18 protein-coding genes are annotated in these 19,486 nt (G+C 70.8%); 11 read left to right on the forward strand and 7 right to left on the reverse strand.

Going from position 1 to position 19,486, the window contains the following annotated elements; translation table 11 throughout:
* Nucleotides 1-41 precede the first annotated feature (41 nt).
* The 5 genes from RSP45_RS03410 (at nt 42) to RSP45_RS03430 (ending at nt 4,979) form a co-directional block, all read left to right on the forward strand.
* On the forward strand, nt 42-884 hold the full coding sequence (locus tag RSP45_RS03410) for an ureidoglycolate lyase (RefSeq protein ID WP_415393216.1): 843 nt from the start codon (nt 42-44) through the stop codon (nt 882-884).
* Nucleotides 881-2,158 (forward strand): L-fuconate dehydratase, encoded by a 1,278-nt coding sequence (locus RSP45_RS03415; protein WP_415393217.1) that lies wholly within the window; start codon nt 881-883, stop codon nt 2,156-2,158. Before RSP45_RS03410 ends, RSP45_RS03415 begins: the two co-directional genes overlap by 4 nt.
* Before the next feature lie 26 nt (nt 2,159-2,184).
* Nucleotides 2,185-3,162, forward strand: coding sequence for a C4-dicarboxylate TRAP transporter substrate-binding protein (locus RSP45_RS03420; protein WP_415393218.1), 978 nt, complete (start codon nt 2,185-2,187; stop codon nt 3,160-3,162).
* Nucleotides 3,163-3,258: 96 nt separating this feature from the next.
* Nucleotides 3,259-3,711 (forward strand): TRAP transporter small permease, encoded by a 453-nt coding sequence (locus tag RSP45_RS03425; protein WP_415393219.1) that lies wholly within the window; start codon nt 3,259-3,261, stop codon nt 3,709-3,711.
* Entirely contained in the window at nt 3,708-4,979 is a 1,272-nt protein-coding gene (locus RSP45_RS03430; RefSeq protein WP_415393220.1) for a TRAP transporter large permease, read from the forward strand. Before RSP45_RS03425 ends, RSP45_RS03430 begins: the two co-directional genes overlap by 4 nt.
* 57 nt (nt 4,980-5,036) lie before the next feature.
* Here RSP45_RS03430 and RSP45_RS03435 read toward each other — a convergent pair whose 3' ends face one another.
* On the reverse strand, nt 5,037-5,945 hold the full coding sequence (locus RSP45_RS03435) for a sugar kinase (RefSeq protein ID WP_415393221.1): 909 nt from the start codon (nt 5,943-5,945) through the stop codon (nt 5,037-5,039).
* A gap of 27 nt (nt 5,946-5,972) precedes the next feature.
* Nucleotides 5,973-6,902, reverse strand: coding sequence for an FCD domain-containing protein (locus tag RSP45_RS03440; RefSeq protein WP_415393222.1), 930 nt, complete (start codon nt 6,900-6,902; stop codon nt 5,973-5,975).
* An 87-nt stretch (nt 6,903-6,989) separates the two neighbouring features.
* Between RSP45_RS03440 and RSP45_RS03445 the strand changes: the two genes are divergently transcribed.
* Genes RSP45_RS03445 through RSP45_RS03455 form a run of 3 tightly spaced genes read left to right on the forward strand, consistent with a single transcriptional unit; the run spans nt 6,990 to nt 10,598 of the window.
* Complete coding sequence (locus RSP45_RS03445; RefSeq protein WP_415393223.1) at nt 6,990-7,976, forward strand: zinc-binding alcohol dehydrogenase family protein; 987 nt, start codon at nt 6,990-6,992, stop codon at nt 7,974-7,976.
* A complete protein-coding gene (locus RSP45_RS03450) occupies nt 7,969-9,069 on the forward strand; it encodes a mannitol dehydrogenase family protein (protein ID WP_415393224.1) in 1,101 nt (366 codons plus the stop codon). The genes RSP45_RS03445 and RSP45_RS03450 overlap by 8 nt, the downstream gene beginning before the upstream one ends.
* Complete coding sequence (locus tag RSP45_RS03455) at nt 9,066-10,598, forward strand: UxaA family hydrolase (protein WP_415393225.1); 1,533 nt, start codon at nt 9,066-9,068, stop codon at nt 10,596-10,598. The genes RSP45_RS03450 and RSP45_RS03455 overlap by 4 nt, the downstream gene beginning before the upstream one ends.
* A gap of 33 nt (nt 10,599-10,631) precedes the next feature.
* Here the strand turns inward: RSP45_RS03455 and RSP45_RS03460 are convergent, their stop codons facing one another.
* The 4 genes from RSP45_RS03460 to RSP45_RS03475 form a co-directional block, all read right to left on the reverse strand.
* Nucleotides 10,632-11,429 carry an ABC transporter ATP-binding protein gene (locus RSP45_RS03460; protein WP_073063398.1) on the reverse strand — a complete coding sequence of 266 codons (798 nt, stop codon included), beginning with the start codon at nt 11,427-11,429 and terminating at the stop codon, nt 10,632-10,634.
* The gene (locus tag RSP45_RS03465) at nt 11,426-12,313 is read right to left on the reverse strand and encodes an iron chelate uptake ABC transporter family permease subunit (protein ID WP_415393986.1); all 888 of its coding nucleotides are present in this window, start codon (nt 12,311-12,313) and stop codon (nt 11,426-11,428) included. The genes RSP45_RS03460 and RSP45_RS03465 overlap by 4 nt, the downstream gene beginning before the upstream one ends.
* A gap of 139 nt (nt 12,314-12,452) precedes the next feature.
* Nucleotides 12,453-13,418, reverse strand: coding sequence for an ABC transporter permease (locus RSP45_RS03470; protein ID WP_415393226.1), 966 nt, complete (start codon nt 13,416-13,418; stop codon nt 12,453-12,455).
* Complete coding sequence (locus RSP45_RS03475; RefSeq protein WP_415393227.1) at nt 13,415-14,311, reverse strand: siderophore ABC transporter substrate-binding protein; 897 nt, start codon at nt 14,309-14,311, stop codon at nt 13,415-13,417. The genes RSP45_RS03470 and RSP45_RS03475 overlap by 4 nt, the downstream gene beginning before the upstream one ends.
* A 372-nt stretch (nt 14,312-14,683) precedes the next feature.
* Here RSP45_RS03475 and exbB point away from each other — a divergent pair, with 372 nt between their 5' ends.
* The 3 genes from exbB to RSP45_RS03490 are packed head-to-tail and all read left to right on the forward strand — an operon-like array spanning nt 14,684 to nt 16,798.
* Nucleotides 14,684-15,490 carry a tonB-system energizer ExbB gene (gene exbB, locus RSP45_RS03480; protein WP_073063408.1) on the forward strand — a complete coding sequence of 269 codons (807 nt, stop codon included), beginning with the start codon at nt 14,684-14,686 and terminating at the stop codon, nt 15,488-15,490.
* A gap of 1 nt (nt 15,491) precedes the next feature.
* A complete protein-coding gene (gene exbD / locus RSP45_RS03485) occupies nt 15,492-15,914 on the forward strand; it encodes a TonB system transport protein ExbD (RefSeq protein ID WP_073063412.1) in 423 nt (140 codons plus the stop codon).
* Entirely contained in the window at nt 15,911-16,798 is an 888-nt protein-coding gene (locus tag RSP45_RS03490) for a TonB C-terminal domain-containing protein (protein ID WP_415393228.1), read from the forward strand. Before exbD ends, RSP45_RS03490 begins: the two co-directional genes overlap by 4 nt.
* A gap of 416 nt (nt 16,799-17,214) precedes the next feature.
* Here RSP45_RS03490 and RSP45_RS03495 read toward each other — a convergent pair whose 3' ends face one another.
* Entirely contained in the window at nt 17,215-19,479 is a 2,265-nt protein-coding gene (locus tag RSP45_RS03495; RefSeq protein ID WP_415393229.1) for a ComEC/Rec2 family competence protein, read from the reverse strand.
* Between the last annotated feature and the right edge of the window lie 7 nt (nt 19,480-19,486).

Consider the following 19,486-nt stretch of genomic DNA (forward strand, 5'->3'; position numbering starts at 1 on the left):
GCCCCGGCCCTGCCCCCTGCCCGCCATAACATGAGGACCCGATGAAACTTCTGCGCTTTGGACCGCCCGGACAGGAACGCCCCGGAATCCTGGACGCCGAGGGCCGTATCCGCGATCTCTCCGCCCATGTCGACGACCTTGCCGGCGAGGTGCTGACCCCCGAGGGGCTGGCCCGCATCGCCGCGCTGGACCCCGCAACCCTGCCGCTGGCCGAGGGCGCGGCCCGCATCGGCCCGTGCGTCGGCCGCGTCGGCAAGTTCATCTGCATCGGCCTGAACTACGCCGACCACGCCGCCGAAACTGGCGCCGCGATCCCGGATGAGCCCATCGTCTTTGCCAAATGGACCAGCGCCATCTGCGGTCCCGACGACGACGTGGAAATCCCCCGCGGCTCGACCAAGACCGACTGGGAGGTCGAGCTGGGCGTGGTGATCGGCAAGGGCGGCCGCTACATCGACGAGGCCGAGGCGCTGTCCCATGTCGCGGGCTATTGCGTGATCAACGACGTGTCCGAGCGCGAATGGCAGCTGGAGCGCGGCGGCAGCTGGGACAAGGGCAAGGGCCACGACACCCACGGGCCGATCGGCCCCTGGCTGGTCACCCCGGACGAGGCCGGGGACGTGCACGATCTGAAGATGTGGCTGGAGGTGGACGGGCGGCGCTATCAGGACGGCTCGACCGCCACCATGATCTTCAAGGTGCCGGAGATCATTGCCTATGTCAGCCGCTTCCTGTCGCTGCAGCCCGGCGACGTGATCTCGACCGGCACGCCCCCCGGGGTCGGGCTGGGGCAGAAGCCGCCGGTGTTCCTGAAGGGCGGCGAGGTGATGCGGCTGGGGATCGAGGGCCTGGGCGAGCAGACCCAGAAGGTGGTGCAGGCATGACCCGCATCACCGGCCTGCGCAGCATCGACGTGCGGTTCCCGACCAGCCAGGCGCTGGACGGCTCGGACGCGATGAACCCCGACCCGGATTATTCCGCCGCCTATGTCATCCTGGAAACCGACGGCCCCCATCAGGGCCACGGGCTGACCTTCACCATCGGCCGCGGCAACGAGATCTGCATCGCCGCGATCGAGGCGCTGCGGCCGCTGGTGGTCGGGCTGGATCTGGACTGGATCGCCGCCGACATGGGCCGGTTCTGGCGCCATGTGACCAGCGACAGCCAGCTGCGCTGGATCGGCCCCGACAAGGGCGCGATCCACCTGGCCACCGGCGCGGTGGTCAACGCCGCCTGGGACCTGTGGGCCAAGGCCGCGGGCAAGCCGGTCTGGCAGCTGGTGGCCGAGATGTCGCCAGAGGAGCTGGTGCGCTGCATCGACTTCCGCTACCTGACCGACTGCATCACCCCGGAATGGGCGCTCGATTTCCTGACGAAGCAGGCCGAGGGCAAGCAGGCCCGCATCGAGACGCTGCTGCGCGAGGGCTACCCCTGCTACACCACCTCGGCCGGCTGGCTGGGCTATGACGACGACAAGCTGCGCCGCCTGTGCCGCGAGGCGGTGGACGCGGGCTTCAGCCACATCAAGATGAAGGTCGGCCGCGATCTGGACGACGACATCCGCCGCCTGACCATCGCGCGCGAGACCGTCGGCCCGGACGTGCGGCTGATGATCGACGCCAACCAGGTGTGGGAGGTCGATCAGGCCATCGACTGGGTGAAGAAGCTCGCCTTCGTGAACCCGTGGTTCATCGAGGAACCCACCAGCCCCGACGACATCGCCGGCCACCGCAAGATCCGCCAGGGCGTGGCCCCGGTCGAGGTCGCCACCGGCGAGATGTGCCAGAACCGCATCATGTTCAAGCAGTTCATCATGGAAGGCGCCATCGACGTGGTGCAGATCGACAGCTGCCGGCTGGGCGGGCTGAACGAGGTGCTGGCGGTGATGCTGATGGCGGCGAAATACGGGCTCAAGGTCTGCCCGCACGCCGGCGGCGTCGGCCTGTGCGAATACGTGCAGCACATGTCGATGATCGACTATCTGTGCATCAGCGGCACCCGCGAGGGCCGGGTGATCGAATATGTCGACCACCTGCACGAACATTTCCTTGACCCGGTGCGCATCGAGAACGCAGCCTACATGCCGCCGACGATGCCCGGCTTCTCGATCGAGATGCGGCCGGAAAGCCTGGAAACCTATCGTTTTCAACCAAGCTGACACATCCCCGAGGGAGGAGACCCAAGATGTCGTTGATGAGAAAGATCGGGCTGGGAACCGCGCTGGCGCTGACGCTGGCGCTGCCGGCGCTGGCCGCCGACGTGACGGTCAAGATCGCCTATGAGAACAACCCCGGCGAGCCGGTCGACCTGATGATGCAGAAATGGGCCGACCTGGTGAAGGAACGCTCCGAGGGCAAGGTCGAGTTCGAGCTTTACCCCTCGTCGCAGCTCGGCTCGAAAGAGGACATCATCGAGCAGGCCAAGATGGGGGTGAACGTCATCACCATCGCCGACGCCGGCTTCCTGGTCGACTATGACCCCGACATGGGCGTGCTTTACGGCCCCTATCTCGCCGACGACACGGAATCGCTGTTCCGCATCTATGACGGCGAATGGTTCAAGGAAAAGGAACTCAAGCTGCGCGATCAGGGCATCCGCATCGTGATCCCCAACTACATGTACGGCGCGCGCCACATCCTGGCCAAGAAGAAGATCGAGACCCCGGCCGACATGGTGGGGCTGAAGATCCGCACCCCCAACAACAACATGCAGATCAAGGCCATCGAGCTGATGGGCGGCACCCCCACCCCGATGCCGCTGGGCGACGTCTATCCGGCGCTGACCCAGGGCGTGATCGACGGGGTGGAAAACCCCCTGACCGTGCTGCACGGGCAGAAGCTGGACGAACAGGCCAAGCAGCTGTCGATGGTGGGCTACGTCACCTCGGCCGCGTTCTGGCTGGGCGGGGAAAGCTATTTCCAGACCCTCGACCCCGAGGTCGCCAAGCTGATCGAGGACACCGGCTACGAGATCGGCGTCGAAAGCCAGAAGGTCGCGGCCCAGGACGAGGCCGACGCGCTCGAGGCGATGAAGGCGGTGGGCGTCGAGGTCACCACCCCCGACATCGCGGCCTTCAAAGAGGCGACCAAGCCCTTCTACGAGCAGTTCCCCGAATGGACCCCGGGGCTTTACGAGCGCATCCAGGCGGAAATCGCCCAGTAATCGCCACAGGACCCACGGGCCGGCATCCGTGCCGGCCCTTTTGCAACGGAGCAAGCGATGCGCTGGATAGACCGAACCGCCTCGGTGATAGGCGGATTGAGCCTTGTCGTGCTTGTCACCATCGTGGCCAGCGCGGTCTTTGCCCGCTATGTGATGGGCCAGCCCCTGGCCTGGACCGAAGAAGCCGCCGGGCTGCTGATGGTGTGGATCGTGATGATCTCGGCCATCGGCACCGAGGCGCGGGGCGAGCATCTGACCATCGACATCATCGAGGGGTTCCTGTCGCCGAAGGGGCGGCGGGTGCTGATCGTCATCGTGGGGCTGCTCTCCATCGGGCTGCTGGGGGTGATCGCCTGGTACGGCTGGGTGCTGGCCGAGGCGTCCGCCATGCGGCGCACCAACATCCTGCGGATCTCGTGGTTCTGGATCTACCTGCCGGTGACGCTGGGCGCGCTGGGGGTGATCGTGGTCACGCTGCTGCGCATGGCCGGGCACCGGCCGGTCGCTGCCCCTTCTGTCCTTTCCGCCCATGATGAGGCCGACGCATGAGCTGGCTGATCGCTATCCTTCTGATGTTCGTGCTGTTTGCACTGAACATGCGGATCTATCTGGCGATGTTCGCCTCGATCCTGATCTATTTCCTGTTCTTCTCGGACCTGCCGCTGGCCATCGCGGTGCAGCGGATCGTGGCACCGACGCAGAACTCGTCGCTGCTGGCGATCCCGTTCTTCATCCTGCTGGGCACGCTGCTGGGGGCCACCGCGGTGGCGCGGCGCCTGCTGGCGCTGGCCGACCTGCTGGTCGGGCGGATCCGCGGCGGCATGGGCCACACCAACGTCATGCTGTCGACGCTGATGGGCGGGATCTCGGCCTCGAACCTCGCCGATGCGGCGATGGCCACGCGGATGATCGTGCCGCAGATGATCCGGCAGGGCTATTCCCGGGGCGCGGCCTCGGCAATCACCGCCTGCGGTTCGCTGATCACCCCGATCATCCCGCCGGGGATCGCGCTGATCATCTACGGGCTGGTGGCCGATGTCTCGATCGGGTCGATGTTCATGGCCGGGATCGTGCCGGGGCTGCTGCTCTGCGTGCTGCTGCTGATCGCGGTCTACATCTACGCCCGCCGCCGCGGCATCCCGGCGTCGCGCGACAGCTGGCCCACGGCGTCGGAAACCCGCAGCGTGCTGTTCCAGGCCTGGCCGGCGCTGGTGCTGGTGGTGGTGATCGTCGGCGGTATCCGCATGGGCATCTTCACCCCGACCGAGGCCGGCGCCATCGCCATCCTGATGACACTGATCATCGGCTTCTTCATCTACCGCGACATGAAGCCCGCCGATGTCGGGCGCGCGCTTGGCGACACCGCCCGGCAGACCGCGGCGATCCTGCTGGTGATCATGACCAGTTCGGGCCTCGCCTGGATCTTTTCCAACGAGCGCGCCGGCATCGCCATGGCCGAGTGGATCACCGGGCTGACCACCAACAAATACGCCTTCCTGGCCGCGGTGAACGTGCTGCTGCTGTTCCTGGGCATGTTCATCGAGGGCACCGCCCTGATGATCGTGCTGGTGCCGCTGCTCAAGCCCGTGCTGGCGCAATTCGGCATCGACCCGGTGCATTTCGGCATCGTCATCATCGTCAACCTGTCGATCGGCACGCTGACGCCGCCAGTGGGAACGGTGCTGTTACTCGTCTGCAACCTGACACGGGCCACCATCGGCGAGTTCTTCCGCGAGGGCTGGATGTTCGTCGCTGCGCTGGTGATCGCGCTGCTGCTGGTCACCTATATCCCGGCGCTGTCGCTGGTGCTGGTCTAGGTGCGGGTCCGGCGGGGGGCCACCCCCGCCAGCACGCGGCGCAACAGGGCGCGGGGGTCAGCCCCGCGCCTTTTCCATCGGCATCAGCGCCCCGTAATGCTGCACCACCCGGCTGGCCAGTTCATGCCCGCGCCGCGCCGCCGCCTGCGGGTCCAGCCCCGCCAGCCGCGCCGCCAGATAGCCGGCGTTGAAGCTGTCGCCGGCGCCGGTGGTGTCGACCGGGGTCACAGCCGGCAGCGGCGGCATCGCCTCGGGGGCCCGCCCCTCCAGCGCCAACGCCATCGGGCCGCCGCCGTTCTTGACCAGCACCTCGCCCGCCCCCAGCGCCGCATAGCGCCGCGCCGTGGCCTCGGGCGAGGCGTCGCCGAAATGCCGCGCCTCGTCGTCGTGGCTGGGCAGCACGATATCGGCCAGCGCCGCCGTCGCCTCGATCGCCGCGCACATGCTGGCCGCGTCGCGCCACAGCCGCGGCCGCAGGTTCGGGTCGAAGACCACCCGGCTGCCCGCCGCCCGCGCCCGGCCCAGCTGGTCCAGCATCACCGCGCGCCCCTCGCCCTCGAGCACCGCCATGGTGATGCCGCTGACATAGATCATCGCAGCGCCGGCCAGCGCGTGTCCCAGTCGCGCCGGGTCGGCGGCCAGCGTCCGCGCCGCCGAATTGTCGCGCCAGTAGGTGAACGAGCGCTCGCCGTTCTCGAGGCTGATCATGTAAAGCCCCGGCGCCCGCTCGGGGTGGCGGGCGATCCGGCCGGTGCCGATCCCGGCGCCCTGCATGAAGTCCAGCATCGCCTCCGACAGCGGGTCGGTGCCGACCACGGTGAAATACTCGACCGCCCAATCCGCCGGCAGGCCCGCGCGCATGTACCAGGCGGTGTTCAGCGTATCGCCCGCAAACCCCTGCCGCCACAGCCCCTCGCCCGCGTGGGACATCTCGACCATGCATTCCCCGACCGCGAGAAACCGCATCCGTTCTTCCTTGCTTTCCGAATGTTCCTAGGCCCGGGCATCCCCGGCCGGCGCATCGTCGCCGTTCCAGAGCACCGAGTCCATCAGCGTCCGCCGCGCCGTCGCCAGATGCGTGTCCAGCGCCGCCGCGGCGCCGGGGCTGTCGCCGTCCAGCACCGCGGCGAGGATCGCCAGATGCTCGGCGATGGCGGCGCGGTTGCGGCGCTGCTCGTCGCGCTTGTTCCAGCGATAGTGGTAATGCACGATGATCGCGATGGTGCGGCTGAAATCCAGCATGAAGCGGTTTTCGGCCGCCGCGCAGATCAGCCGGTGGAACTGCGCGTCCAGCGCCGGAAACGCGGCCAACCCCGCGTCGTCCCCCTGCGCCAGTGCCGCATGGGCGTCGCGCATCGCCGCGACCTCGGGCCGCAGCCGCCCGCCCGGCGCCGCCGCCGCCACCAGCAGCGGCAGGGCATGACGCTCGAACATCTCGCGCACGGTGAACATCTCGGCGGCGAAGTCGCGGGTAAAGCCGTTCAGCACCCAATGCCGGTTGCGGCGCTTTTCGATCAGGCCGAAGGGCTCGAAGCGGATCAGATATTCGCGCAGCGCCCCCAGCGGCACGCCAAAGCGGCGGGCCAGCTCGGCCTCGTTGAAGCTGGCGCCGGGGGGCAGCTCGCCCTGCAGCATCCATTGCAGGAACGGCTCTTCGATCTGGGCCAGCGGCGGCCGGGTCTCGGCCAGGTCGAAGCGGTCGCCGGGACGCGGCGCGCGCAGCAGCAGCTTGCGCCGCCCGTCCCAGGACAGCACCCCGATGCCCTCCAGATGCGCCAGCACCGCGCGAATCGTGGTGCGGCTGGCGCCCAGCTCGGCCGCCAGCGCCCCTTCGGGGCCCAGCTCGGCGCCCGGGGCCAGCCCCTCGAGCCGGTCGAGCTGCCGATTCACCAGCTTCTTGAACAGGTTCCTGTCGCGCGCCATCCGCACCCCGGCTTTGCAGTTGACCGGAACGGTATTTATTAAATAAAGAACATACCAGCAGAAAAATCGCTTCGAGGAACGCCCCGGATGATGAAAGCCCTTGTCTGCGTCGAGCCGGGCCGGTTCGAGCGCACGGACCGCCCCCGCCCGCAGCCGCAGCCGGGCCATATCCGCATCCGCATCGGCCATGTCGGCATCTGCGGCACGGATTATCACATCTATGGCGGCCAGCAGCCGTTCCTGTCCTATCCGCGCGTGATGGGGCACGAGCTGTCGGGCCGGGCGCTGGATGCCAGCGCCGACGGGCGCATCGCGGTGGGCGATCTGGTGGTGATCAACCCCTATCTGACCTGCGGCCACTGCCACGCCTGCGCCATCGGCAAGCCGAACTGCTGCGAGAATATCGGGGTGCTGGGCGTGCACCGCGACGGCGGCATGTGCGAAGAGGTGCTGGTCCCCGAGCAGAACGCTTACGAGGCCGAGGGGCTGGACGAGCGGGCCGCGGCGATGGTCGAGTTCCTGGCCATCGGCGCGCATGGGGTCAGCCGCGCCCGGCTGCGGCCGGGGTCCTCGGTGCTGGTGGTGGGCGCCGGTCCCATCGGGCTCGCGGCGGCGATCTTTGCCGGGATCGACGGCACCGGGGTGACGCTGCGCGACAGCTCGGCCTCGCGGCTGGAACTGGCCGCCGGGGTGCTGCCGCAGGCCCGGCTGGAGCTGGTGGGCGAAGAGGCCGCGCAGGCCTATGACACGGTGTTCGACGCCACCGGCAGCATCCACGCGATGAACGCGGGGCTGGGCTGGCTGGCGCATGGCGGCACATATGTGCTGCTGTCGGTGGTCAAGGGCGATCTGTCCTTCCCCGACCCCGAGTTCCACAAGCGCGAGACCACGCTGCTGGCCAGCCGCAACGCGCTGAAATCCGATTTCGAGCATGTGATGGACTGCATCCGCCGCGGCCTCGTCCCAGTCGAGCGTCTGGCCACGCATGAGACCGGCTTTGACGAGGCGGTAACCAACCTGCCGCTGTGGGCCGCCGACCGCGGCACGCTGATCAAGGCGATCATCCGTGTCTGAGCCGCGCACCCCGATCCTGCAATTCGGCACCTCGCGCTTCCTTCAGGCCCATGCCGACCTGTTCTTTGCGCAGGCCGAGCCGCCGCTTGCGGTGACGGTGGTGCAAAGCTCGGGCGATGCCGCGCGCGCCGCGCGGCTGGCGGCGCTGGCGGCGCCCGGGGGCTATCCCGTGCGCATCCGCGGGCTGGACCGGGGCCGCGCCGTCGAACAGGAGCTGCGCGTCGATTCCGTGCGCCGCACGCTGTCGACCGCCAGCGACTGGCCGGCGCTGGAACGGCTGTTCTGCGATCAGGTGGAGATCGTGATCTCGAACACCGCCGACGCGGGCTATCAGCCGCAGCCAGCCGATCTGGACCCCGCGCCGTCGCAGGCGATGAGCTTTCCGGCCAAGCTGGCGCATCTGCTGGCGGCGCGGTTCCACGCCGGCGCAAGGCCGTTGCAGGTGATGCCGCTGGAGCTGGTCCCCGAAAACGGCCGGGTGCTCAAGGCCCGGGTGCTGGAAATCCTGCGCGGCAACGGGATGCCGGCGGCGGTGGCCGATTGGGTGGCGGGGCTGGGGTTCGCCAACAGCCTTGTGGACCGCATCGTCTCCGAGCCGCTGGAACCCGCGGGCGCGGTCGCCGAACCCTATGCGCTGTGGGCGATCGAGGCCGCGCCGGGGATCATCGCCCCCTGCAACCACCCCGCTGTGCAGATGGTCCCCGATCTCGAGGAGATCGAGCGGCTCAAGCTGCATATCCTGAACCTCGGCCACACGGCGCTGGTGGATTTCTGGCGCCGCTCGGGCGCCCGCCCCGGCGCGCTGGTGCGCGAGCTGATGGACGCCCCCGAGGGCGCGGCGCTGCTGGCGCTTTATGACGCCGAGGTGATCCCCGGTTTCGCCCGGAAGGGCCGCGAGCCGCAGGCGCGCGCCTATCTGGCTGCGACGCTGGACCGGCTGCGCAACCCGTTCCTGGACCACCGGATCGAGGATATCGCCCAGAACCACACGCAAAAGGCCGAACGCCGCATTGCCGCCTTTCTGGACTGGATCGGCCCCGGCGGGCCGGCCACCCCGCAACTGCACGCCATCGTCGAAAGAGCACGCGCATGACTGATGCCAGCCACACCCCGGACAGCCCGACCCCCGAACGGCCCACCGCCATCCACCTGAACCAGGCCGACAACGTGGCGGTGGCGCTGCAGCCGCTGGCCGCGGGGACGAAAGCGCAGGGGGTGACGCTGGCCGCCGATATCCCGCTGGGGCACAAGTTCGCCGTCGCCGCCATCGCCGCAGGCCAGCCGGTGGTGAAATACGGCCAGATCATGGCCTCGGCCACCGCGCCGATCGCACCGGGCGAGCATGTCCACAGCCACAATGCCGCCATGTCGGACAGCCATTCCGACCGCGCCGTCCAGACCGGGCAGCGCCGCGAGCCGCCCCTGCGGCGCAGCTTCATGGGCTATGCACGCGACGGCGGCCGCGTCGGCACCCGCAACTTCATCGGCATCCTGGCCTCGGTCAACTGCTCGTCCACCGTCTGCCACGCCATCGCGCGGGCGGCCGAGCGCGAGCTGCTGCCGCGGTTTCCCGGCATCGATGGCTTTGCCCCCATCGTCCACGACCAGGGCTGCGGCATGGCCGGTTCGGGCGAGGGGTTCGACACGCTGGTGCGGGTGCTCAAGGGCTATCGCGACCACCCGAACTTCGGCGGCGTGCTGATCGTCGGGCTGGGCTGCGAGGTCAACCAGCTGACGCTTTACAAGCGCGACGACTGGACCCGCGAACGCTTCGGGGTGTTCAACATCCAGGAGGTCGGCGGCTCGGGTTCCGCCGTGCGCCGGGCGCTGGAGCTGCTGGAGCCGATCTGCGAGGCCGCCAACCGCGACCAGCGCAGCGAACAGCCGGTGTCGGGGCTGGTTCTGGGGATGCAATGCGGCGGCTCGGACGGGTTTTCCGGGATCACCGCCAACCCGGCGCTGGGGGTGGCCTCGGACCTGCTGGTGGCGGCGGGCGGCACCTCGATCTTGTCCGAGACCCCGGAAATCTTCGGGGCCGAGCATCTGCTGATCGCGCGTTCCGACGCGGCGACGGCGGCCAGGATCCGCGGGATGATCGACTGGTGGTGCGACTATGCCGAACGCAACGGCGCCTCGCTGGACAACAACCCCTCGCCCGGGAACAAGCGCGGCGGGCTGACCACGATCCTGGAAAAATCGCTGGGCGCGGTGGCCAAGGCCGGGCAGGCGCCGGTCGCGGGCGCCTTTGCCTATGCCGAGCGGATCACCACCCCCGGCCTCGTCTACATGGACAGCCCCGGCTATGACCCGGTGTCGGCCACCGGCCAGGTCGCGGCGGGCGCCAACCTGATCGCCTTTACCACCGGGCGGGGGTCGTGTTTCGGCGCCAAGCCCGCGCCCTCGATCAAGCTGGCCTCGAACGGAGAGCTGTTCCGGCGGATGCCCGAGGACATGGACATCAACTGCGGCGTGGTGGTGGACGAGGGCGTCAGCCTGGAGGAAATGGGCCAGCGCATCTACGAGCTGCTGCTGGACACCGCCTCGGGCCGGAAAAGCCGGTCCGAAGAGTTCGGCTATGGCGACCACGAATTCGTGCCGTGGAAGATCGGCGCGACGCTGTAGCCGCAACGTTTCAGTCGCAACGGCCGGGTGGGGTCAGGACGCCACCCGGATCATCAGCTCGGCCTCGCTATGGGCATGGTGGTGCAGCACCAGCGGACGGCCGTCATGCGAGGAAACCTCGATCGGGGTGCCGTAAAGCTCGGACAGCAGCGCCTCGTTCAGCACCTGCTCGGCCGGGCCCTGCGCAAAGATGCGGCCGTTCTTCATCGCGACGATGTGGTCGGCCCAGGCGGCGGCATAATTCACCTCGTGCACCACGGTGACGACGCTGCGCCCGGACTCGCGCACCACCCCGGCCAGCCGCGCCATCAGCGCCCGGGCGTGCGCCATGTCAAGGTTGTTCAGCGGCTCGTCCAGCAGCACCCAGGGGGTGTCCTGCGCGAAGGTCATCGCCAGAAAGGCGCGCTGCACCTGCCCGCCCGACAGCTCGTCCAGGAAGCGATGCGCCAGCGGCCCCAGGTCCACCGCCTCGATCGCGGCGGCGACGGCGGCGTGGTCGGCGGCGCGCGGGCGGCCGCGGTGATGCGGCCAGCGGCCGAAGCCGACCAGCTCGGACACCCGCAGCCGGCTGGCGACGTTGTTGTGCTGGCCCATGATCGCCAGGCTGCGGGCCAGCGTCTCGGTGGGGGTGCGGGCGATGTCCTGCCCGTCGACGGCGATGCGCCCTGCCTGCAACCGCTCCAGCCGGGCCACCAGCCGCAGCAGCGTGGACTTGCCGGCGCCGTTCGGCCCGATCAGCGCCGTCAGCCGGCCCTTGGGCAGCTCGAGCGAGATGTCCGACAGGATCGGCGCCGGGCCGATGTGGTGCTGGACGGATTCGATGCGGATCATCTGATGCGCCCCCTGAGCAGCAGGTAAAGGAAGAACAGCCCGCCGAGGAACTCGACCACGACGGACAGCGTCGCGGGCTGGGCCAGCGCCCGTTCGAACAGGGTCTGGCCGGCGACGAGGATCAGCGCCCCGATCAGCCCGGCAGTGGGCAGCAGCACCGCGTGGCGGTCGCTGGGCGCCAGACCGTGCGCCATGCCCGCGACCAGCAGCCCGAAGAACGCCACCGGCCCGACCAGCGCCGTCGAGACCGACACCAGCACCGCCACCAGCGCCAGCGACATCACCACCATGCGGTCAAAGCGCAGCCCCAGCGACACCGCCGCCGTGCGCCCCAGCGCCAGCACGTCCAGCCGCGGGGCCAGCGCCAGCGCCGCCGCGATCGCCGCCGCCGCGATCACCCCGCCCGGCAGCAGCAGCGTGGCGTCGATGCGGCCGAAGCTGGCAAAGCTGACGCTTTGCACCACCGCATAGGAATTGGGGTCGAGGATGCGGGCGATGAAGCCGCTGATCGAGCGGAACATCACCCCCAGGATCACCCCGGTCAGGATCATCCGCGGGATGTCGCGGGCGCCGCGCCCCAGCAGCGCCCCGAACAGCAGCCCGGCCAGCAGCACCATCACCGCGACCTCGGCCAGGAACTTCGCCGCCGGGTCGATGGCGGCAAAGCCGGTGACCCCGGCGCTGGCGACCAGCAGCGTCTGCAACAGCACGTAAAGCGCGTCGAACCCCATGATCGAGGGGGTCAGCACCCGGTTGGCCGAGACGGTCTGGAACAGCACCGTGGCCACCGCGACCGAGGCCCCGACCGTGATCAGCCCCGCCAGCTTCACCGCCCGCAGCCACAGGATGAAGCTGCGGTTGCCGCCGCCCAGCCCCTGGAACATCCAGATCAGCGAACACAGCGCCAAGGCCGCCGCCAGCAGCGCGACCACCCCCGGCCGCAGCCGGCCCCATGGCCGCGCGGGCCCGGGGGCCGTGGCCGTGGCCGTGGCCGCCCCGGCGGGCAGCGGCCGGATCCCCGGCCTAGCCATGCGCCGGGCTCCGATAGAGCAGCACCAGGAAGATGGCGGCGCCGAGGATCCCGAGGATCATCCCGACCGGAATTTCGTAGGGCGCGATCAGCACCCGCCCGATGATGTCGCAGACCAGCAGCAGCCCGGCGCCCCCCGCCGCCACGATGGGCAGCGAGGCGCGCAGGTCGTCCCCGACCAGCCGCGCCGCGATATTGGGCACCACCAGCCCGACGAAGGGCACCATCCCCACCGTGGTGACCACCAGCGCCGAGACCACCGCCACCACCACCAGCCCCAGCCGCATCACCGCCGCGGCGCGCAAGCCCAGTCCGGTGGCGATCTCGTCGCCCAGCGACAGGATGGCGAAACGGTCGGCGCCCAGCCAGGCCAGCGCCGCCGCCCCGCCCGCGACCCACAGCAGTTCGTAGCGGCCGGCGGTGACGCCCGAAAACTCGCCGCTCAGCCAGGTGCCGATATATTGCAGCATGTCGGTTTGCCAGGCGATCCAGGTGACGACCGAGCCCAGCACCCCCGACAGCACCAGCCCGGCGATGGGGACCAGCATCACCTCGCGCCGCGGCAGGCGGCGGATGATCGCCACGAACAGCGCGGTCGAGGCGACGGCGGCCGCACTGGCGCACAGCATCTTGACCCAGATCGGCGCGGCGGGCGCCAGCAGCGTCACCGCCAGCAGCCCCAGCGCCGCGCCCTCGCTGGTGCCCGAGGTGTCGGGCCCGACGAAGCGGTTGCGCACCAGCGCCTGGATCAGCGCCCCCGACACCGCCAGCGCCGCCCCCGACAGCGCCACCGCCAGCGTGCGCGGCAGCCGCGATTCCATCACCACCAGCGCCGTCCACGCATCCGAACGGGCGCTGCGCAGGTCGATCTCGGCCGCGCCCAGCCCCAGGCTCAGCGCCATCAGCCCGACCAGGGCCGACAGCGCCAGCACGGCGGCGGGGCGGCGGCCGAGGATCATTTCTCCAGCGCCTCCTGCAGGCTGTCGAGCAGGTTCATCATCGCGGTATAGCCGCCCGCGGCCAGATAGAGGTCGCCCGCCGGCAGATAGACCACATGGCCGTCGGTCCAGGCCTTGGTGCCCTTGACCAGCTCGGTCGACAGCGTGGCCTCGGCCGATTGGGTATCGGCGCCGATGGCCGCGCCGCGGTCCAGCACCAGCAGCCAGTCGGGGTTGGCCTGGGCGATGAACTCATGGCTGATGGCATCGCCGTGGCCCGCAGTCGGGTCCAGCTTTTCCACCGCCGGCGGCAGCCCGGTTACGTCATACAGCCAGCCGAATCGCGAGCCGGGACCATAGGCCGACATCTTCGGCCCGTTGGTCAGCACCACCAGCGCCGTGCCCTTGTCGCGCCCGGCCTCGGCCACAGCGGCCAGTTTCTCGTCCAGCGCGGCGATCAGGGTCTCGGCCTCGGCCTCCTTGCCGTAAAGCTGCGCATAGGCGTTCAGCCGCTCTTTCAGCTGCTCGACCAGCTTGCCGCCGTCCACGGTCATGTCGATGGCCGGCGCCACCTGCGACACCGTCTGCCGCGCCGGGGCGGTGCGGTTGGCGACCACGATCAGGTCGGGACCGGCCCCGGCCAGCGCCTCGAGATTGGGTTCCAGCACGGTGCCAACCCGCGCCGCCTCGGGCGCGAAATCCTTGAGATAATCCAGATAGAGATCGTCCGGCACCGCCGCCGGGGTAATTCCCAGCGCCTTGAGCGTGTCGATTGCGCCCAGGTCCAGCACCGCGATCCGCTCGGGGGCCTGCGGCACGGTGGCCTCGCCCTGCGCGGTCTGGATGGTGATGTCGGCCGCCATCGCCGCCACCGGCGCCGTCGACATCAGAAGGGCGAGCACGAATCCACGCATGTCAGGTCCTTTCGGAAAAAATCGGTTATCGTGCTGGCGTCGGGCTGGCATCTGCCCCCTGCTATCCGTGGAAGCGGTAGCTGTCCATAGATGGCGATCAAAACAATCGGGTATTGACGCCGCATCACAAGGTCGTCTACCCAGCCGCCGACGACGCCTTCGCCCGCATCGCAGGGCCCGGCCCCGACCAGCAGCGATCGGACACCGGGCCGCCAGCCACGGCGTGTCTGTTCTGCGACCTTTTCGAAGGGAAGATCATGCCGAATCCTTCCATGCCCCGCGGCGGCCCGAAGATGGCTTCACCATCGCCCGGCAAGGCCCGCGACCATGCCCGGGGCTGACGGCCGGATTCCCAGCCGATCCGGGGAAAGAATGTCCAAGAAACGCGCCACGGAGACCAAGATGAACCGCAGCCTCACCGCCCTTGCCGCCTGCGCCGTGGTTGCGGCCTCGCCCGCCTTCGCGCAGGCCCCGGGCGTGCTGCCGCCCGACACGCTGCCCCACGATCTTTCCCCCTGGGGGATGTTCATGGCCGCCGACATCGTGGTCAAGGCGGTGATGATCGGGCTGGCGGCGGCCTCGGTGGTGACCTGGACGGTGGCGCTGTTCAAGCTGATCGAGATCGCCGGCGCCGCGCGCGCCGCCACCGTCAGCCATGGGCGGATCGCCGCCGCCGGGGCGCTGGCCGCCGCGGCCGGGCGGCTGAGCGGGCGGCGCGACCCGGTGGCGCGGATGCTGCGCGCGGCAGGGCGGGAACTGGTCGCCGCCCGCCCCGACCTGCCGGGCGTGCCCGCGCAGGGGGTCAAGGAACGCGTGGCCTCGACCCTGGCCCGGATCGAGGCGGCGGCGGGGCGGCAGCTGGCCAACGGCACCGGGCTGCTGGCCACCATCGGCGCGACCGCGCCCTTTGTCGGGCTGTTCGGCACGGTCTGGGGCATCATGAACGCCTTCGTCGGCATCTCGCGCGCCCAGACCACCAACCTGGCCGTGGTCGCCCCCGGCATCGCCGAGGCGCTGCTGGCCACCGCGCTGGGGCTGGTCGCGGCGATCCCGGCAGTGATCGTCTACAACCTGTGCGCCCGCGCCATCGCATCCCACCGCGCGCAGCTGCGCGACAGCGGCGCATTGATCGAACGGCTGGTCAGCCGCGAGCTCGACCACGCCATGCGGAGGCTCTGACATGGGTTCGCGCCCCGACGATGGCGAGCAGCTCGACGAGCTGTCGGAAATCAACGTCACCCCGTTCATCGACGTGATGCTGGTGCTGCTGATCATCTTCATGGTGGCGGCGCCGCTGGCGACGGTGGACGTGAACGTGGACCTGCCTGCCTCGACCGCGGCGGCGGCGCCGCGCCCGGACGAACCGGTCTATGTCACCCTGCAGGCCGACGGCAGCATCGCCCTGGCCAACAGCGAGATCGGGGTCGAGGCGCTGCCCGAGGCGCTGGACAACGCCACCGGCGGCGACCCCGAGGCGCGGATCTACCTGCGCGCCGACCGCAACGTCGAATATGGCGAGCTGATGGGGCTGATGAACCGCATCCGCGACGCGGGCTGGGGCCGGATCGGTCTGGTCGGCCTGGAAACGGTGCCGGCGTCGTGACCCGCGCGGGCCGCCCGGGCTGGTGGTTCACCGCCGCCGTGCTGGTGCTTGGCGCGCATCTGGTCGGCGCCACCACGCTGGCGCGGCGCCCCGCGCCGGTGCCGGTGCCGCCCGAGGCCACGGTGGTCGAGCTGCTGCCGCCCGAACCCGCGGCCGGCGTCGCGGAAACCCCGACCGAGCTGACCGAGAACCTGCCGGCGCTGCCGCAGCTGGCCGAGCTGGAGCCGCCCGAGTTCCCCGAGCCCGAGCCGGAGCCGGAACCCGAACCGCCGCCGCCAGAGCCGGAACCTGAGCCCGAGCCGGCACCTGAGCCGCCGCCCGAGCCCGAGCCGGAACCGGAACCGGAGCCACTGCCGGAACCCGAGCCGGAGCCGGTGGTCGAGCCGGTGGTCGAGCCGATCGAGACCATCGCCGCCGTGCGCCCCCGCGCCCGCCCGCCGACGCTGCGCCGCATCGTCGAGCCGCGCGAGACCCCGCAAAAGCCCGAGCCGCAGCGCGAGCGCCGCCAGGAACAGCCCCGCGAGCAGCCCCGGCAGGCGCAGACCGCTCCCGCCCGCACGCAGCCCGCCCCTTCGGCGGCCGGCAGCGCCGGGCAGGCCGCGCGCGTCTCGGGGCAGGCGGTGCAGTCCTGGGAAAACAAGGTGCGCCAGGCAACCGCACGGCACATGAGCCGCGCCCGGGTCACCGCCCGCGGGCAGCTGGCCGCAACCGTGCTGGTGCGCATCGACGGCGGCGGCGGGGTGCAGGCCTCGCTCGCCCAGGGCAGCGGCGACCCCGGCGTCGACGCGGCGCTGATGCGCCACGCCAGCCGCCTGCCCCGCATGCCCGCCCCGCCCGACCGGCAGGCGAAATCCGTGGTGGTCCCCTTCCGCATCACGCGCTGAAGGGGCCGCAGCGGCGGCGGGCTGAAGCCGCGTGTGGGGGCGCCTGCGGGTAACGGGTAACGGCAAAGAATACTGCTGGCAGCCTTGATCTAGCAGGCTTCGGCTGCCGCCGGACCTCAAACTCACCCGCCGCTCCTCAAACCCGGCACAGCAGCGCCGGCCCCAAGGCTCGCCCCACCCGCAGCAGGCCGCGCCCGCTTGCGGCACGGATCACATCCGGCGAGGAACCCTCCGCAGTTCACACAGTTCAGTCTTCGCACAGTCTCCTCCACATCAACCAAGCCGAAGCAGCGGCATTGCATTGTTGTCGACCGCAGACGCGCCAGCCACAGGCGCGGTTTTTTTCGCATGGCAGACGGCGCCCGGCAGCCGCAGTTTTCGCACCTCTATGTCCCATAAGTCTGCTCTCGCCCTCCTCATCGCCAATCCCGCCACTGCCCCCGTCCCGAGAGCCCCCAGCGCCGGCGCTCGGCGGGCGAGGACCAGAGCCGTTCTCCGACCATGGCGGCGTCGGTCTGCCAGTGCAGCGCGCCGTCCCGCAGCCGGCCGGCGCGGGCGCCGCTGCGGGCCAGGGCCGGCTGGTCGAGCAGCAGGCAGGGGCCCGAGACCTCGGGGGGCGCCCTTGCGGCAAGGATGACGACGCCGCCCTGGGCGCAGGCGGCCGCGGCCCGGGCGGCGGCCGCCTTGCCGCTCAGATGCGCCACGGCGATCCCGCCCAGCCGGGCGCGGCGGTCGCCGGTCGGGCCGCTCCACCCCTCGCGGGCGCCGGCTTCGGCCGCGGCGGCGGTGTCGCCGTCGGCGCGCAGCCAGCTGTCGGCGACAAAGGCGGCGCCGGGCTTGGAGAGCACGCGGCCGGCGGGGGTGAGGATCCCCACCGCCGCGGCGTCGGGCGAAATCAGGATGTCGGGGCGCGGGCTGGCCGCCCACAGCAGCGCCGCCGCCCCGGGCAGCAGCACCGCCGCCAGCCGCCCCAGCCAGCGCGTCGTCCGCGCGCCGCCTTGCAGCGAAAACAGCCACAGCGCCGCGCCGGCCCCGGCCAGCGGCAGCACCCGCCAGACCGGCGCCGGCACCGCCAGGACCGAGCCGCCCCAGCCAGCGACAGCTTCAGCCACCCACAGCATCCAGCGCGTGCCCAGCCCCATCACCCACAGCGCCGGCCCCGCCAGCCCCAGGGGCGCCAGCAGCGCCGCGACCACCCCCGCGGGCATCACCACGCTGCCCATCACCGGCACCACCAGCAGGTTGGCAACGATCCCGTATTGGGCCGAGCGGTTGAAATGCGCCGCCGCCAGCGGCGCCGTGGCCAGCCCCGCGATCAGCGACGAGATCACCAGCAGCGCCACCCCCCGCACCAGCCAGGGCAGGCGCTGCGCGCCGCGCGACCAGGCGGGAAACAGCAGGATCAGCGCGGCGGTGGCGGCAAAGCTCATCTGGAAGCCGGGCGTCACCAGCGCCTCGGGGGCCAGATACAGGATCGCCAGCGCCGCCACCGCCAGCGTGCGCAGCGAGATCGCGCGCCGATCCAGCAGCACCGCCGCCAGCATCACCGCCACCATCACCCAGGCGCGTTCCGTCGGCACCCCTCCGCCCGAGACCCACAGATACAGCGTCGCCGCCGCCAGCGCCGCCAGCGCCGCCAGCTTGTGGACCGGCGCGCCCGAAAGCGCCGCGCCAAGAACCCCCGGCCCCAGCCCCTGCGCCGCCGCCAGCCCCAGCCGCAGCGCCGCATAGACAAAGGCGGCGAGCATGGTCATGTGCAGCCCCGAGATCGAGACGATGTGATAGAGGTTCGAGTCGCGCATCACCTGATTGGTGGCCTCGGCGATGCCCGAGCGGTCGCCGGTCACCAGCGCCGAAGCCACCGCCCCCGCCTGCCCGCCGATCCGGTCCTGCATGGCCTGCGACAGCCGCAGCCGGATCGCGGTGCCGTCCAGCAGCCGCGGCGGCGGCGGTTCGACGGTCAGTAGCGGGGTGCGGGTATAGCCGACCGCGCCGAGCCCGGCGAAGAAGGCGTTGCGGCGGAAATCGAAGGCGCCGGGTTCCGCCGGCGGCGGCGGCGGGCCGAGATGCGCGGTCAGCATCACCCGGGCCGAGGTCGCGGGCAGCGCCGCCCCCTCGGGCAGCGACAGCCGCACCCGGCGCGGGGTCCGCTCGGGCGCGGTGTCGCGCAGCACCACCCGGTCCAGCGTCACCCGCATCCGGTCGCGGGCGGAACGGTCGATCTGCACCACCCGCCCCTCGACCGGGCCGTAATAGCGATAGTCCATCACCGGCGCCGCCACCATGTGCAGCCGCAGCCCGGCGGCAAGGAACCCCGACAACGCCAGCGCCGCAGCCAGCGCCGCCAGCCGCAGGACCTCGGCCCGGTCCCAGGGGATGCGCCCGGCATCGGCCAGCAGCAGCAGCCGGCGCGCCGCCCCCATCGCCAGCAGCATCGCCGCAAGGGCTGCGGCGTATAGCCCCGGCCCCGGCTCGAACCGCAGGCTGAACCACAGCCCAATCCCGCAGGACACCAGGATCGGCGCCCGGATCAGCAGCCCCGCGCGCAGCGCCAGTTCCGCCGTCGAGCGGGCGGCGCGGTCCGACACCCGCCCCGGCGCCGTCAGCGCCGCCAGCAGCCGCGCCCCCCGCCCGCGCGGGGGTCCTCCTATAGCGCCATTCGCTGCATCCGCTGCGGTCACGCTTGTC

Origin of the sequence: Paracoccus sp. SJTW-4 (genome assembly GCF_047716885.1) — a bacterium.
Lineage (GTDB): Bacteria > Pseudomonadota > Alphaproteobacteria > Rhodobacterales > Rhodobacteraceae > Paracoccus > Paracoccus solventivorans.

Coding starts and splice junctions, on each gene's coding strand:
- exbD (WP_073063412.1), top strand. CDS start 15,492: ATGGGTTCGCGCCCCGACGATGGCGAGCAGCTCGACGAGCTGTCGGAA.
- RSP45_RS03410 (WP_415393216.1), top strand. CDS start 42: ATGAAACTTCTGCGCTTTGGACCGCCCGGACAGGAACGCCCCGGAATC.
- RSP45_RS03420 (WP_415393218.1), top strand. CDS start 2,185: ATGTCGTTGATGAGAAAGATCGGGCTGGGAACCGCGCTGGCGCTGACG.
- RSP45_RS03440 (WP_415393222.1), bottom strand. CDS start 6,902: ATGGCGCGCGACAGGAACCTGTTCAAGAAGCTGGTGAATCGGCAGCTC.
- RSP45_RS03430 (WP_415393220.1), top strand. CDS start 3,708: ATGAGCTGGCTGATCGCTATCCTTCTGATGTTCGTGCTGTTTGCACTG.
- RSP45_RS03435 (WP_415393221.1), bottom strand. CDS start 5,945: ATGCGGTTTCTCGCGGTCGGGGAATGCATGGTCGAGATGTCCCACGCG.
- RSP45_RS03470 (WP_415393226.1), bottom strand. CDS start 13,418: ATGATCCTCGGCCGCCGCCCCGCCGCCGTGCTGGCGCTGTCGGCCCTG.
- RSP45_RS03455 (WP_415393225.1), top strand. CDS start 9,066: ATGACTGATGCCAGCCACACCCCGGACAGCCCGACCCCCGAACGGCCC.
- RSP45_RS03465 (WP_415393986.1), bottom strand. CDS start 12,313: ATGTTCCAGGGGCTGGGCGGCGGCAACCGCAGCTTCATCCTGTGGCTG.
- RSP45_RS03460 (WP_073063398.1), bottom strand. CDS start 11,429: ATGATCCGCATCGAATCCGTCCAGCACCACATCGGCCCGGCGCCGATC.
- RSP45_RS03475 (WP_415393227.1), bottom strand. CDS start 14,311: ATGCGTGGATTCGTGCTCGCCCTTCTGATGTCGACGGCGCCGGTGGCG.
- exbB (WP_073063408.1), top strand. CDS start 14,684: ATGTCCAAGAAACGCGCCACGGAGACCAAGATGAACCGCAGCCTCACC.
- RSP45_RS03445 (WP_415393223.1), top strand. CDS start 6,990: ATGATGAAAGCCCTTGTCTGCGTCGAGCCGGGCCGGTTCGAGCGCACG.
- RSP45_RS03415 (WP_415393217.1), top strand. CDS start 881: ATGACCCGCATCACCGGCCTGCGCAGCATCGACGTGCGGTTCCCGACC.